The sequence below is a fragment of the Streptomyces bambusae genome (assembly GCF_020532645.1).
In the GTDB taxonomy this organism is placed as follows: domain Bacteria; phylum Actinomycetota; class Actinomycetes; order Streptomycetales; family Streptomycetaceae; genus Streptomyces; species Streptomyces bambusae.
This window is the reverse complement of the sequence record NZ_JAJAUZ010000015.1, coordinates 108,401-123,039: the sequence shown is the minus strand read 5'-3', so window position 1 is coordinate 123,039 and position 14,639 is coordinate 108,401. Positions and strand designations below refer to the sequence as shown.

Annotated in this window: 8 protein-coding genes; 4 read left to right on the top strand and 4 right to left on the bottom strand. The window is 75.2% G+C overall.

The genetic code is table 11. From position 1 onward, the window contains the following. Positions 1-75: 75 nt before the first annotated feature. Positions 76-1,278, bottom strand: a complete 1,203-nt coding sequence (locus tag LG634_RS13505) for an FAD-dependent oxidoreductase (protein WP_226734017.1) — start codon at positions 1,276-1,278, stop codon at positions 76-78. A 339-nt stretch (positions 1,279-1,617) separates the two neighbouring features. On the opposite strand from LG634_RS13505, the gene LG634_RS13500 reads away from it, so the two are divergent. Beyond that, the gene (locus LG634_RS13500) at positions 1,618-2,709 is read left to right on the top strand and encodes a sugar ABC transporter substrate-binding protein (RefSeq protein WP_226734016.1); all 1,092 of its coding nucleotides are present in this window, start codon (positions 1,618-1,620) and stop codon (positions 2,707-2,709) included. On the opposite strand, the gene LG634_RS13495 is transcribed toward LG634_RS13500, so the two are convergent. From LG634_RS13495 to LG634_RS13485, 3 genes are all read right to left on the bottom strand, one after another. Beyond that, a complete protein-coding gene (locus tag LG634_RS13495; RefSeq protein ID WP_226734015.1) occupies positions 2,699-6,412 on the bottom strand; it encodes a CHAT domain-containing protein in 3,714 nt (1,237 codons plus the stop codon). The two genes, LG634_RS13500 and LG634_RS13495, sit on opposite strands and share 11 nt — an antisense overlap. A gap of 188 nt (positions 6,413-6,600) precedes the next feature. Continuing rightward, positions 6,601-7,002 (bottom strand): peptidase inhibitor family I36 protein, encoded by a 402-nt coding sequence (locus LG634_RS13490; protein ID WP_226734014.1) that lies wholly within the window; start codon positions 7,000-7,002, stop codon positions 6,601-6,603. 125 nt (positions 7,003-7,127) lie between these two features. Next, positions 7,128-8,075, bottom strand: a complete 948-nt coding sequence (locus LG634_RS13485; RefSeq protein ID WP_226734013.1) for a hypothetical protein — start codon at positions 8,073-8,075, stop codon at positions 7,128-7,130. A gap of 286 nt (positions 8,076-8,361) precedes the next feature. On the opposite strand from LG634_RS13485, the gene LG634_RS13480 reads away from it, so the two are divergent. From LG634_RS13480 to LG634_RS13470, 3 genes are all read left to right on the top strand, one after another. Then, positions 8,362-9,459 (top strand): LuxR C-terminal-related transcriptional regulator, encoded by a 1,098-nt coding sequence (locus tag LG634_RS13480; protein WP_226734012.1) that lies wholly within the window; start codon positions 8,362-8,364, stop codon positions 9,457-9,459. A 197-nt stretch (positions 9,460-9,656) separates the two neighbouring features. Next, positions 9,657-11,087, top strand: coding sequence for a helix-turn-helix domain-containing protein (locus LG634_RS13475; RefSeq protein WP_226734011.1), 1,431 nt, complete (start codon positions 9,657-9,659; stop codon positions 11,085-11,087). 279 nt (positions 11,088-11,366) lie between these two features. Next, positions 11,367-14,573, top strand: coding sequence for a M20/M25/M40 family metallo-hydrolase (locus LG634_RS13470; protein WP_226734010.1), 3,207 nt, complete (start codon positions 11,367-11,369; stop codon positions 14,571-14,573). Positions 14,574-14,639: the final 66 nt, after the last annotated feature.

Sequence of the window (14,639 nt, the reverse complement as noted above, 5' to 3'; positions counted from 1 at the left end):
CGTCTGCGGGTCCGGGCCGGCTGCGTCCGCGGGACATTCATGTTGACGTTGACCTGTGGGAGCTGTCGGAGCGCCTCACGGAGGTGGTGTTCCCGCCGGCAGCCGGAACCCGTTGAACAGGTCGTCCATGCCGCGCAGCGCCAGACGGGTGGGGGTGGCGCGGACCGCGAGGTCGCGGACGGCCGCGAGCAGGGGGTTGCGGACGGCGCCCAGGCGGCCGACGCGGCGGGCCCGGCGGCGCACCGCGTCGGTGCGGTCGCGGCGGGCCGCGGTGTAGGCGGCGAGCGCGGCCGGCACCGGGTCGGTGCCGGCGGACGGGTCGTCGCCGCGGGGCAGCAGGTGGGCCAGGACCACCGCGTCCTCGATGGCCTGGCAGCCGCCCTGTCCGAGGTTGGGGGTCATGGCGTGGGCGGCGTCGCCCAGCCAGGCGATCCGGCCGTGGTGGAGGCGCGGCAGCGGGGCGGCCAGGTCGTACAGGTCGTTCTGGAGGACGTCGGCGGGGTCGAGCATGCCGATGCGGTCGAGGAGGGCCGGGATCGGGTCGTGCCAGGTGCCGAACCGGCGGGCCAGCTCGGCCCGCCCGTCCGCGGACCGGGTGCCGGGCGGCAGGACCGCGGTGGCGTAGAGGTAGAAGCGGCCGTCGGAGAGCGGGGACACGCCGAACCGGCTGCCGTCCCCCCAGGTCTCGCTCATGGCGGCCATCCCGAGGTCCGGGGCGTCGACGAGGGCCCGCCAGGCGGTTTCGCCGGTGTGGCGCAGGCCCGGGTGGGCGGGGAAGTACGCCTGCCGAAGCGGGCTTCGGATGCCGTCGGCTGCCACGACGAGGTCGGCCGGAAGACCGCTTCCGGTGGCGGTCCGGACCACCGGACGGTGTCCGGTGGCGTCGTCGACGGAGGTCACGGTGGTGCCGTGGCGGACCGTGCCGGCCGGCAGGGCGGCGGCCAGCGCGGTGGTGAGCGCCGGGCGGGGGACGGCGATCGGGGGCCGGCCGTAGCGGGCGGTGAGGTCGGCGGTGGCGGTCCGCACCAGCCAGCGGCCGTCGGCGCGGCGCAGCCCCATGGCGGCGGGCACCGCCCGGCCGGCGGCGTACGCGGCGGACACGCCGATCGCGTCGAGGGCGCGCAGGGCGTTGGGGGCGAGACCGATGCCGGCGCCGGTGAGCGGGGGTTCGGGGGCACGTTCACAGACGGTGACGGACCAGCCGCGGCGGTCCAGGGCGAGCGCGGCGGTGAGGCCGCCGATCCCGGCGCCGACGACCACTGCATGACGTTGCGTCAAGGAACACCCCCGGTTCGGGTGGACGCCCGCCGTGCGGGCCGGGCGCGCGGCCCGGCCCTCTGGCGCGGCGGGCGGCCGGCCACGTGAGGGCTTCACTCTACGAGAGCGGAGACGGACGCCATTTCGTCACGCTCTGCGACGACCGTGACGCCCGCAGTGGGAGCGGCGGCGCCCGATCCGATGGTTCGTCAGTTCACGAAATGAACAGCGGCGCGGTTCCACAGGCTCGGCATCGTTGTCATCCCGTTAAGAGTTCACTTCTTGACGGTGCCATGACGGCCCAGTTGACTGCCTCTCCTCGGCCGCACCCCCACGGCCTGGTCAGAGAGGTTTTACTTCGTGAACACACACCTGGGCCGCGCCACTGCCGCCTTCGCCGCCGCCGCGCTCGCCCTGTCGCTCGCCGGCTGCGGCGGCGGGGACGACGGCAGCGGCTCCGGCGCTTCGGTCACGGTGGGACTGCTGCTGCCGGAGACCGGCACGGCGCGGTACGAGAAGTTCGACAAGCCGCTCTTCGAGAAGGCCGTCGCCCGGTTCACGTTCAACAAGGGCGAGGTGCTGTACGCCAACGCCGAGCAGGACGCGGCCACCCAGAGCTCCCAGGTCGAGGCGATGATCGACAAGGAGGTCGACGTCCTGGTCGTCGACGCGGTCGACTCGAAGGCCATCGCGGGCGCCGTGCGCAAGGCCAAGCAGGCCGGGATTCCGGTCGTGGCGTACGACCGGCTGGCCGAGGGCCCGATCGACGCGTACGTGTCGTACGACAACCGGGACGTCGGCATGGTCCAGGGCGAGGCGCTGCTCAAGGCGATGGGCGGGAAGGCCGGCAGCGGCCGGATCGTCATGATGAACGGCTCGCCCGCGGACCCGAACGCGAAGCTGTTCAAGGCGGGTGCGCACTCCGTCCTCGACGGCAAGACGGAGATCGGCAAGGAGTACGACACGGTCGACTGGAAGCCGGAGAACGCCGCCGAGAACATGCGGGCCGCCCTGGCGGCCCTCGGCCCGGACCGGATCGCCGGCGTCTACTCCGCCAACGACGGCCTGGCGGGCGGCATCATCTCCGCGCTGAAGCGGGCCGGCGTGACCAAGCTGCCGCCGGTCACCGGGCAGGACGCCGAACTCGCCGCGGTGCAGCGCATCGTGGCGGGCGACCAGTACATGACCGTCTACAAGCGGTACGCACCCGAGGCGGCGGCCGCAGCGGAGATCGCGGTCGGTCTCGCGCGCGGCGAGCGGGTGAGCCAGATCATCAACCAGACGGTCGACAGCCCCACCGACCGGCGCATCCCGGCGGTCCTGATCCCGGGCATCTCCGTGACCAGGAGCAACGTCAAGGAGACGGTGGTCCTGGACGGCGTCTACTCCGTCGCGGAGATCTGCACGGCGCAGTACCGGGCGGACTGCGCCGCGATCGGCCTCACGGACTGACCTGCTCCGCCGCTGGATCCGCCATCAGGGCCAGCACCCGGCGGGCTCCGGCGACCGCGTCCGTTCCGTCGCCGGCGTCCGGACCGGGGGCGTCCTGCGTACGGCGGGTCAGGTCGAGGGCGAGCCGTACGGGGTGCCCCGGCGGCAGCGACAGCAGGGCCAGCCGCACCCCGTACAGGGCCTTGCGGCGGGTCCGGGGGTCGCCCGGGTCGGCGGCCAGGGCCTCCAGGCGGCCGCGCAGCAGGGCGTGTCCGGAGTCGCCGAGGGCGTCGCGGATGCCGTCCAGGTGCTCGGCCACCAGGTCGAGGAGGCGCTGCTCCGGGGCGACGGGCGCGGCCGCCGGGCCGGCTTCCGCGGGCGGTTCGGGGGCGGGGGCCGCGGCGCCCCCGGCCGGGCCGGGGTTGCCCTGGTGGGTGAAGGCCGCCCAGAGCGTCAGCCGGTCCAGTCCGGGGCGCTCCAGCTCGCGCAGCAGGTCGCCGCTCAGGCCGGCGGGGGCGCGGCGGTCGGGGTCGAGCATCCAGTTCTGGGCGGCGCGGAGGGCGTCGGCGGGGGTGCGGCCCTCGACGGCGACGTGGTGGTGGAAGACGGCCATCAGCAGGGCGGAGGCACCGTCATGCACGGTCCACCGGGAGCCGACGACGTCCCGGGCGCCTGCGGCCACGAAGGCCGTCGCCAGGGTGAGGGCCTCGTCGTGGTCGCCCTTGCCGAGGTCCGTCTCGCAGGCGCTCAGCACGACGAGCGGGCCGGTGGCGCGGTCCCGGCCGGCGGAGTCCGCGGCGTGGGCGAGGAGGCGGGTGACGGTCAGGGCACCGGTGCCGGCTCCGGCCCCTTCCGGCGGGGCGAGGCACAGGGCCGAGACGGCGGGGTCGTCGCCCGCGGAACCGTGGCAGGCGAGGTGGAGCACGGACAGCGGCTGGTCGAGGAGACCCAGGACCTCCTCCGGGGTGCCGTCGGCCTCGGGTTCCACGTCGTAGAACCCGCCGAGGAGACGGGCGCCCGGGTAGCAGGCCTCGTGCAGTGCCAGGGCTTCCGGGGCGGCGAACGTGAGGTCGAACCCGGGGTCGGCGAGGAGGACGGGTGCGGCGGCCGCGGGCCGCCGGTCGCGGGTGAGGGCGCTGAGGAACTGGCCGCCGGACGCGGCGTAGCTGACCGCCATGAACTGGCAGACGTAGTCCCCGGGCGCCCCGGCGGGCAGCCGGCCGGCGTGCCACGGGACGATGCCCAGGTCGCCGCACGGGACGAGGACGATCCTCGGGGTGCCGGTGCGGGGCCGGCGAGCGGCGTTGGCGGCGATCCGCTCGGTCATCCCGGCGAGGACCGGGCCGAGGGCGGCCCGGAACGACCAGTCGCACACGTCGGTGAGGGCGGCTTCCCACGCGCGCTCGGCCTCGGGGCCGTCCGGCGTGCGGGACCGCTCCCGCAGGGCGGCCCGGTAGCGGTGCAGCGGCCCGCTGTGGCGTTCCGTCAGCAGCGGGAGGCCGATCACGCAGGTGCCGCAGTCGGGCCCGATCACCAGCGCCATGCCGGGTGCGGGACCGCTGCCCGGCATCAGGTAGACCAGTGCGTCGGCGTCGCAGTCGGCGACGCCGGCGGTCAGTTCGCTCACGGTGGGGACCGGGAACAGCCGGCCTTCGCGGTAGCCGAGTGCCTCCAGGGCCTGGCGGCGGAGGCGGCTGGGGAGGGTGGCCGGCCCACCCGGGCCGGACGCGCCGGCCGGCCGCCGCCAGGCGGCCGCGAGATCGGGGCGGCCGCGCTGCTCCAGGAGTTCGGGGACGCCCGCCGAGGTGGCGGCGGCCCGCAGCACCATGGCCCGGCCGAGTTCGAGTGCGGTGACCGCCTCGCCCGGCCGGCCCTGTGAGCCCGCCCAGCGGGCGGCGTCGACGGCGCGCCGGGAGCCGGCCCGGGCGACGAGCAGGCCGTGCCCGGCCCCGGTCTGCAGGGCCACGTCCGCGGCCAGGGCCTGCAGGGCCTCCAGGGCGGTGGCGGTCGCGTCGGCGGCGTCCGCGGCGAGCCGGGTGCCGTGCCAGCGCCTCTGGTGGAGCAGGGAGAGCTGCCACAGGCTGTCCGCGGCGATCGCGGCCGACCGGCCCGCGGCGACGGCCCGGCGCACCAGGGTGAGCGCGTCGACGGCGCGGTCCAGGTCGTCGGGGTCGTGCGTGATCTCGTGCCGGGCGGCCAGCTTCGTGCCGTACTCCGCCCATGCGGTGGGCGCGGCGTCCGGGCCTGGGGGCTCCAGGTGGCGGATTCCTCCGGCGTCGCCGGTCAGCCCGGCCCGGATGTGCCGGGCTGCGTCCGTCAGGCGCGGGAGGTACGGGAGGATGTGCGGCGGTACCCGGTCCGCGTGGGCGGTCAGGTCCAGCAGGCGGTCGGCGCCGGACAGCTGCCGGCCGGTGTCCCCGGCCAGGCGGCCGCGCGTCATGTCGGCCTGGGCGAGGAGGATGTGGACGAGGGCGGTGTCCTCGCCGTCCGGGGCGAGGCCCGCCGCCATCGTGGTCAGGTGCGCGATCGCCGTGTCGAGGGCGGGCAGGTCGTCGGCGCCGCGGGCACCGAAGACCGCGGAGGCGTGCCGCATCAGCTGCAACGGGACGGCGCCGGGCCCGGTCCACGCCCCGGCCTGCGGGTCGGACGTGACGTCCGGCCGGGCGGCGAGGGCACGGCCCGCTTCCCCGTCCGCGACGGTTCCGCCGGCGGCCGGTGCCATCTGGAGCAGCCCGGCGCGCACGGACGACAGCATCCGGGTCATCGGGTCGTCGGCGGGCATCCGCTGCTCGGCCGCGTCGAGCAGGGCCAGCGCGTGGTCGAGTTCCTCGGGCTCGCGGCTCTGCAGCACCTGCATCAGGGCGAGGCCCGCCGGCAGCAGGGCGTGCAGGGCGATCTCTGAGGGGGTCGAGGGGTCGGACGGCGCCGCGCCTGACGTCGTCCCGGGGGCGCCGGGCGGTGCCGGGGCCGGGAGCGGTGGTCGTACGGGGGGCTGCGGGGCGGGGTCGGCGGGGGCGGGGGCACCCTGCCCGCTGCCGGGTCCGAAGCCGCCGGCACCGCCGAGCATGTCCAGCATGCTCAGCGCCGCCCTCAGCTGCCCCGCGAGCGGGTGCCCGTCGGGCAGCATCCGCAGCAGGTCGGCAGAGTCCGCCGGCACTCCGTCACGGCCCGGTCCGCCGAGCATCTGTGCAAGCAGGCGGAGTTCGTCGCCGAGCGGCACGAGTGCCTCGGGTGCCGACGCCATCGCCCGCACCGCCTGCAGGAACGCGTCCAGGCCGCCCGGGTTCTCCAGGGTCCACGCGGCGACCTCCGTGACGCTCGGAGCCTTCCCCGCGGCCACGGCCCCGAGGTCCGCCACCGGCAGGGCCAGCGTCGCGGCGGCGGCCGCGAGGACCTGCTCCTCCTCGGGGGCGAGCGTCACCCCCGCCCGCGGCTCGCGCGCCTCGGCCACCAGGTTCAGGGCCCGCTGCCGGTCCTCGGTCCCGCCGCCGGCCAGCAGCCGCCGGGTGAGCAGCAGGGCCAGGACCACCGTCAGCCGGTGGCGCAGGGCCGGCTCGTGGTCCAGCAGCGGCAGGATCCGGTCCAGTTCGGCGATCGGCCCGTCGAAGTCGGCCGGCACCGGCGCGGCCGGGCCGTCCGACGACATCAGCCGCGCGGCCTTCCGCCCCGCCTCCTCGGCCCATGCCCGCAGCCCCCGTACGCCCCCGCTGTCCGACCCGCTCATGCGTCCTGTCCCCCTCGGCCGCCGGCACCGTCCCGTACCGCGCCATGATGGGCCGCGCGGGGGGCCGTCGTACCGGGTTCCGCGCCCCTGACCGGACTTCGCCCCGGAATCGACCCGATCGCCGCCGGGCGCGCCGCTGCTCCCGCCCCGGGTACGGGAGCGGGAGCAGCGGCCGGTTCAGGCCGGGGTCAGCATTCGCCGCCCCAGCGGTGGGACGAACCGCGGTCCATGGGGTTGGCCACCGGGTACCAGCCTTCGTCGCCGAAGTGCAGGCAGGCGATCTGGCCGCCGGTGTAGTTGGAGCCGTCGTAGATCCGGACGTGGTCGCAACCGCCGCACGCGGTGCCGTTGTTGCGCCACGACCGGTCGTCGTTGTCGATGTTCTGTCCGTTCGACAGCCAGTTGTCGGACCAGTTGGCGTCGTTGCCGGCCCACGAGGCGGACGGGCCTTCGTAGTTGGTGAGGTACCAGGCGCAGAAGTTGCCGCTTCCGCAGGCGCCGGTGCCGGCCGAGGCCGGGGCGGCGGTGGTGAGGCCGAGGCCCACGAGGGCGGCCAGGGCGAAGAGCAGGCCGATGACCTTCGATCGCATCAGTGCTGTCCTCCAGTCGAGTCGTACGGCCCACCGCACCCGGTGCGGGCACGGTGGCGAGGGGCGTGGGGGGGGTGGGGGGTGGGGCGGTCCGGGGATGGGGGTGGTACGGGGGCGGCGGCGGTTCAGGAGCCGGTACCGGCTTCCGCCACCAGTTCGCGGGCCCGCGGCAGCGCGGCGGCGGCGAGCCGGTCACGGGTGCGGACGGCGGCGGCATGCGTCTGTTCGAGGCGGGTCCGGTACGGCTCCTCCACGCGCAGGGCGACGGCCACCAGCCCGGTCGCGCGCACGCACTCCGCCTCCGCACCGGCCGCGGCCCGCTCGTGCGCCAGCTGCCGGCGGGTGGGTGCCCGGTGCGAGGCGGCCGAGGCCTGCATCCGGAGCGCCTCCAGGTCCTTCACCTGCCAGCCCCGGCCGGACATGCACGCCGACCACTTGCGTACCGCCGCCGCGTAGGCAGGGTCCTTCCGGGTCCTGGCCTGGTACACCGCCTTCAGGTTCTCGGCAGTGCGGGTGGCGGCGAACCAGGCGGGGTGGTCGCCGTACAGGGTGCGGCGCGCCTGGGCGAGGCATCCGGTGGTGTTGGTGGCGATGCGGAAGCCGCTCGGCAGGGTGACCGTGATGCGTTTCCCGGCGGTGCCGGTGAGGGCCTGTGCGTAGCCGGTCCCGCGGGCGCTGCCGAGGGACCGGGCGTAGCTGCGGTTCGGGTCCGTCGCGGCGCGGCGGGTCACCTGCAGGTCGAGGTCGGTGCCGAAGCCGTGGCTGCGGGCGAACTCCGCGTCGTCGATCCCGTACGGGAAGTCCGGTGGTACGGGCGGCTGTTGCGCCGGCGGCACCACGGTGTAGCGGTAGCCCCGGTCCTTCATGCAGGCGCCGACGAGCAGGGATTCCGCGTGCTCCAGCGTGTCCTGTTCGGCTGCTGTGGGTGCGCGGTACGGCCGGCCCGCGCCTTGTCCGGCGGCCGGTGTGCAGCCGAGGCAGGCGGCCAGGAGCACGGCGGCGGCGGCGAGCACGGCCGGGAGTGCGGTCGGGAGTGCGGTCGGTGTGCTGCGGTCGAGCGCTTTAACCGGCATGCCTCGCCCCTCGGAAACGGGCAGCGCCGCGGACCCCGAGCCGGGGAGGACAAGAGGTTGTCCCCCCGGAGTCCGCAGCGCTGCACGTGTTTTCCAGTCCGGTCCCCCGTCGGATGTGGTGTGCTCCGCCGTTCCGGACTGGCGCAGGACGACGTTAACCCGGCTGTCCGGTAAGGCTCGATCCCTGGAAGTGGGGGTTGCGCGGCGCGGGGCGGCGGGGTACCAGTCCGGGGTGACCCGACCGCTGTCAGGCTTGCCCGGCGCAGCCGAACTGCGTCGTGCCCATGTGGAGATCGAGAAGCTGTGCCGGGAACTCCCGGACCCGATGACCTTGTTCAGCCGCCTGAAACCCATCGTCACGGCCGTGGTCGCGGCGGACGGGGTGTGCGGGCTGACCCTCGACCCGGCGACGCTGCTGCACACCGGCGGCTTCCACGACGGGGGCGTGCCGCACAGCCACCTGCCCCGGCTGCTGGACATCGAGTACGGCGAGGAGGACGTCAACCAGTTCCCGCACCTGGTCGGATCCGGCCGACTCGCGGCCGGCCTGTGGGAGTCCACCCGGCTGCGTCCGTCGGCGAGCAGCCGCTACCGCGACGTCTACCGCCCGACCGGCATGGGTGACGAGCTGCGGGTGGTGCTGCGCAGCGACCGTACGGTGTGGGGGGCGCTGGTGCTGCACCGCGGCGGTGACCGGCCGCCGTTCGACGCGGCGGAGATCGAGGCGATGTCCGCGCTCGCCGCGCCGCTGGCCCGGGGCCTGCGCGGAGCCTATCTGCGGCACGACGCGCTCTGCGCGGAGGCGGCGGAGCCGTCCGCACCCGGGCTGGTCACCTTCGGGGCGGAGGGCGGGATCGACGCGGTCACGCCGTCCGGTCACGCGTGGCTCGACCGGCTCGGCGGGGATCCCGGCGTGCTGCCGCAGCCGGTGCTGCACGTGTGCAGCCGGGCCCGGGCCGGCGGGGACGTCCGCGTCCACCTGCGGGACCTGGCCGGCCGGCCGGTGTCGCTGACCGCGAACCGGATGGATCCGGCGGGGCGGGTCGCGGTCATCATCGAGGCCGGGCGGCCCGAGCACACGATCGGCCTCCTGATGGCGGCGTACGGTCTGACGGCGCGCGAGCAGGACGTGGCACAGCTGGTCGTGTACGGGCTGTCGGACGCGGAAACGGCCCGGCGCCTCGGGATCTCCCCGCACACGGTCCGCGACCACCTGAAGAAGGTCTTCGACAAGACGGGTACGAACAGCCGCGGCCGCCTGGTCCGGCTCCTCTACTTCGCCCACTACCGCCCGGCCGTCACGACCGCCCGCCCCATGGGCACCCACGGCTGGTTTCACACTCCCGGCACCCCGCCGGGCAGTTCCGGCCCCGCCGGCGTTTGAGGCGCGGGGTCCGGGGCGGAGCCCCGGGAGGCTCGGCCGCCACCCCACCGGCCCCGCCACCGGTCTTGGTTCAGACCAATTCCGGCGTGTTTCGGCCAAGCCGATTGACGCGGCACACCGGCTGCCCTGTGCTGACCAGTGGCGCAGAGTCCGGTGTCACGCTGCCGGAGGCGAGTGCGCCTCCGATGGGAGGGGCCATGACGATCCAGTCGGCGCAGGAGGCAAAGGCCTGGGGAGAGTTCGGCCGGCACCTGCGCTCCTGGCGCCGCCAGGCCGGTCTCACCCAGCAGCAGCTCGGCCTGCGGGTGGGCTACCACCACAGCCTGATCAGCCGGCTCGAAGCAGGGCTGCGGGAGCCTCCGGTCGGCCTGGTCCGGCGGCTGGACACCACGCTGGAGGCCGGCGGCGAGCTGGCGGCCATAGCCGCCGCACCGCGCAAGGTGCCGTACGGCCCTGCGCCCGCCCCGGCCGATCCGCGGCTGTTCGGCGCGCTGCCCGGCGGCGGCACGGCCGGCGGGACCGACGGCGGCACGGGCGGCAAGGACGCCCTGGACCCCCTGCTGTGGCCCGCGGCCCTGCCCGCCGAGGGCCTGCCGTGCCCCCTCCACGGCACGGCCGGCTGCGCCGTACCCGAACGGGCGGAAGTGGCGTCGCTGCTGGGCGGACTGACCACGGCCGGATCCCGCCTCACCGGGCCCGCGTACCCGGAGGCGGAGCTGCTGCACGGCCTGACCGCCGCCCTGGCCTGCCTGATCCGGGACGCCCTGCACCGCGACGCCACGGACGGAGTGGGCACGGTGGAGGGGCTGTTGAGGGCGGTGGTGCGGTGGGCCGAGGAGGTGAACGCCGCCGGCCGGCTGCCGTACGGGCAGCTGCGGCTCGCCGCACAGTACGCGCAGGTGGCCGGGCGGCTGCGGATGCAGCGGGGGCAGAGCAGCATCGGGATGGCGTGGTTCGGCCACGGCCTGGGGTGGGCGGACGCCGTCCGGGACGCCTCGGCGCGCGCCACGCTGCTCAGCGACATGTGCACCCTGGTCCGGCTCGACGAGGACGCGGCGGCGACCGTGGGCTACGCGGAGGCGATCGGCGCGGTGGATCCGCGGCGGCACTGGGTGGCGACCCTGTCGCACCTCTACCAGGCGCGCGGGCACGCGCTCGGGCAGGACGCGGCCGAGTGCAGGCGGCAGATCGTGCTGGCCCGCCGCAGGTTCGCCCGGCTCGGGACGCGCGACCTGCTGGAGGCGCCCTGGCTGGCGGGCGCAGAGGGGGAGATGCGGCTGGAGTCGGCGGTCGGCGGGGCGCTGCGCGATCTCGCGGCGGTGACCGGCGACCGGGCGACCGCCCTGCGCGCGGTCGATGCCACGGCGCGCTCGCGCGCCCGGCTGCCGCCGCTGATGCGCGGCACGCAGCTGCTGCTGACGCTGCGCCTGGCCGACTGCTGGGCGTGCGCGGGCGATCCCGGCGCGGCGGTGGCCCTCGCGGCCCCGGTGCTCGGTGCGGCGGCACGCTCCCGGGAGCAGATGGTGTCCACCGAGCTGCGCGGGCTCCACGCGCGGCTGTTCCCGGCCTGGGGAGCGGTGCCCGAGGTGCGCGAGTACCGGAGCCGGCTGCTCGACGCCCGCTTCTGACGGGCGCCTCGCGCCCGGGTGCCGAAGGGGCGGCCAGGACCGCATTCCGGGGCCCGTGGTCCGCAATCCGGCTTGCCAGTTTGTGACAGAGCGGGACGAGGGCCCGGAATCGGTTGTTCCGCGAGCGGGCCGGTGTGAGGGTTCCGCCCAGCCCGGCGGCATGGCGCGCCTCTCCGCGGGCCGGTGGCGACACCTCCGGTCCGCACACCCACGAGCAGGCCTGTCATGCACATGACCGCCTGCCGGGTGGAGCTTCACGACCTCTCACAAGGAGCCACGATGCTGAGAAGGATGGTGGTGGCCGGGGTGTCCCTGGCCATGACCCTCACAGGAGTGGCGGTACCCGCCACCCTCGCCTCCGCGGCGCACGCGGCCGCACCCCCGGCGAGCACCCCGGAGCCGACGCCGGCCGCCCGCGCCGTCACCGCCGCCGACCGGGCCGCGCGCAGCGGCCTCGACACCCTGGCCAAGGGCCCGGACGAGCAGTACGACCGGCACCTGGTCACCCCGTGGGTGAACGGCCTGTACTCCGTCGCCTACGAGCGCACCTACCGCGGCCTGCCCGTGGTCGGCGGCGACGCCGTCGTCCTCGCCGACGGAAACGGCAGGGTGCGCGCGGTCCGCTCCGCCACCACCCGCCGGCTCGCCCTGTCCACGAAGCCGGAAGTGACGGCCGCCCGCGCCGCCGGCACCGCCCGGACCCGGCTGGCACGGGTCGAACGGGCCGGCGCGCCGCGCCTGGTGGTCCGGGTCCGGGACGACCGGCCCGTGCTCGCCTGGGAATCCGTGCTGACCGGCCGCACCCGGGCCGGTGTGCCCAGCAGGCTGCACGTGTTCGTCGACGCCCGCACCGGCAAGGTCGCCGACAGCTACGACGACGTGCGCGCCGGCACCGGCCACAGCAAGTGGAACGGCCCCGACCCGCTGACCATCGACACCTCCCGCTCGGGGAGTTCGTACGTCCTGCGCGACCCCGGCCGGACCGGCCTGGCCTGCTCGGACTACAACGGCGGGGTGTACTCCAAGGCCACCGACGACTGGGGCAACGGCGACCCGAAGAGCCGCGAGACCGGCTGCGTGGACTCGATGTACGCCGCGCAGAAGCAGTCGGACATGCTCAAGAACTGGCTCGGCCGCAACGGGCACAACGGCAACGGCGGCAGCTGGCCGGTGCGGGTGGGGCTCAACCAGCTGAACGCGTACTGGGACGGCTCCACGGTCACCATCGGCCACAACAGTGCCAACGAGTGGATCGCCGGCATGGACGTGATCGGCCACGAGTTCGGCCACGGCCTCGACTCCAACACTCCCGGCGGCGCCAACCACGAGAGCGGTCTGGGCGAGGGCACCGGCGACATCATGGGCGCGCTCACGGAGGCGTACACCGACCAGTCCGCGCCGTTCGACGTGCCCGACTACACCGTCGGCGAGATGGTCAACCTCCAGGGCCGCGGCCCGATCCGCAACATGTACAACCCGGCGGCCCTGAACCACCCCGCCTGCTACTCCGCCGCCATCCCCGGCACCGAGGAGCACGCGGCCGCGGGCCCGCTCAACCACTGGTTCTACCTGCTCGCCGAGGGGTCCAACCCGGGCGGCGGCAAGCCCTCCAGCTCCACCTGCAACGGCTCCACCGTCACCGGTGTCGGCATCCGCACCGCCGGCAAGATCTTCTACGGCGCGATGCTGCTCAAGACCAGCGGCATGACGTACAAGCGCTACCGCACCGCCACCCTGACCACGGCCAAGAACCTCGACCCCGACTGCGGCCTGTTCAACGCCACGAAGGCGGCCTGGGACGCGGTCAGCGTCACCGCCCAGCCCGCCGACCCGACGTGTACGGGCGGCCAGCAGAACGACTTCTCGCTGGCGGTGAGCCCCGCCTCCGGCGAGGTCGAGGCCGGCTCCTCGGTCCGGACCACCGTCGACACCACGACCGTCACCGGCACCGCCCAGCAGGTGTCGCTGACCGCGTCCGGCGCGCCCGCCGGGGTGAGCGTCTCCTTCAGCCCGTCGACCGTCACCTCCGGCGCAAGCTCCGCCATGACGGTCTCGGCCTCGGCCGGCACGACCGCCGGCACCTACACCATCGGCATCACCGGCACCGCGGGGGCCAGGACCCACAGCGCGCAGTACACGCTGCGGGTCGGCGGCGGCACCGGCAACCCGTCCACCCCGCCGGACGTCGACGTCGCCAACGTGCAGGCGCACCTGTCACAGCTGTCCGCCGCCGCCCAGCAGAACGGCGGCAACCGCCGCTCCACCGGCGCCGGCTACCGGGCCTCCCTCACCTACGTGAAGGGCCGGCTCCAGGCCGCAGGCTTCACCGTCACCGAGCAGACCTGCACCTCCGGCTGCACCGCGGGCGCGGGCAACAACCTGATCGCCGAATGGCCCAAGGGCGACGCCAACAGCGTGTACATGTTCGGCGCCCACCTCGACGGGGTGGCCGCAGGACCGGGCATGAACGACAACGGTTCCGGCTCCGCCGCGCTCCTGGAGGCGGCGCTCGCGCTGGCGAAGGCCGACCCGACGATGAAGAGCCGGGTCCGGTTCGGCTGGTGGACCGACGAGGAACAGGGCCTGCGCGGCTCGGCCTTCTACACGCGGTCGCTGTCCGCCGCCGAGCGCGCGAAGATCAAGGCGTACTACAACTTCGACATGGTCGCCTCGACCAACGCCGGCTACTTCGTCAACAACCTCAACTCGGCGGCCGCGGCACCGATGAAGACGTACTGGGACTCGCTGGGCCTGGCCCCGCAGGAGAACGTCGAGGGGCAGGGCCGCTCGGACGACTACTCGTTCCAGCAGGCCGGCATCCCCACCTCCGGGTACGCCACCGGCGCCTCGGCCGTGAAGTCCGCGGCGGAGGCCGCCAAGTGGGGCGGCACCGCGGGCCGCGCGTACGACCCCTGCTACCACTCCGCGTGCGACACCACGAGCAACATCAACGCGACCGCGCTGAACCGGAGCGCGGACGGGATCGCGTACACGATCTGGAAGACGTCGGTCGGGGACACCCCGACGCCGGTGAACGACTTCTCGATCGCCGCGAGCCCGTCGGCGGGCACCGCCGACCCCGGCTCCTCGGCGACCGTCACCGTGAACACCGCCACCGTCAGCGGCACCGCGCAGAACGTACGGCTGTCCGCCTCGGGCGCGCCGGCCGGCGTGACGGTGTCGTTCAGCCCGTCGCAGGTGGTCTCGGGCCAGTCGGCAACCGCCACGGTGCAGGTCGCCGCGGGCACCGCGGGCGGCACGTACACCCTCACCCTGACGGGTGCCGGCGAGGTCACGCACACCACCACGTACACGCTCACCGTGACCGGTGGCGGCGGCGGTGAGACGACCTGGAAGGTCGGCGGCACGTACGCCGCCGGGGACGTCGTGACGTACGAGGGCGTCCGGTACCGGTGCATCCAGGGCCACACGGCCAACCCGGGCTGGGAGCCGCCGAACGTGCCGGCGCTGTGGGGTCGCATCTGACCCGCCGACACGCCGCCGGCCCCCGTCGCTTCCTCGACGGGGGCCGGCGGTCTGCTCGGGCGGGAG

What these genes read in the sequence shown, in the direction of transcription:
- LG634_RS13485 (WP_226734013.1), bottom strand. Translation starts at nt 8,075, where the DNA reads ATGCCGGTTAAAGCGCTCGACCGCAGCACACCGACCGCACTCCCGACC.
- LG634_RS13475 (WP_226734011.1), top strand. Translation starts at nt 9,657, where the DNA reads ATGACGATCCAGTCGGCGCAGGAGGCAAAGGCCTGGGGAGAGTTCGGC.
- LG634_RS13490 (WP_226734014.1), bottom strand. Translation starts at nt 7,002, where the DNA reads ATGCGATCGAAGGTCATCGGCCTGCTCTTCGCCCTGGCCGCCCTCGTG.
- LG634_RS13495 (WP_226734015.1), bottom strand. Translation starts at nt 6,412, where the DNA reads ATGAGCGGGTCGGACAGCGGGGGCGTACGGGGGCTGCGGGCATGGGCC.
- LG634_RS13470 (WP_226734010.1), top strand. Translation starts at nt 11,367, where the DNA reads ATGCTGAGAAGGATGGTGGTGGCCGGGGTGTCCCTGGCCATGACCCTC.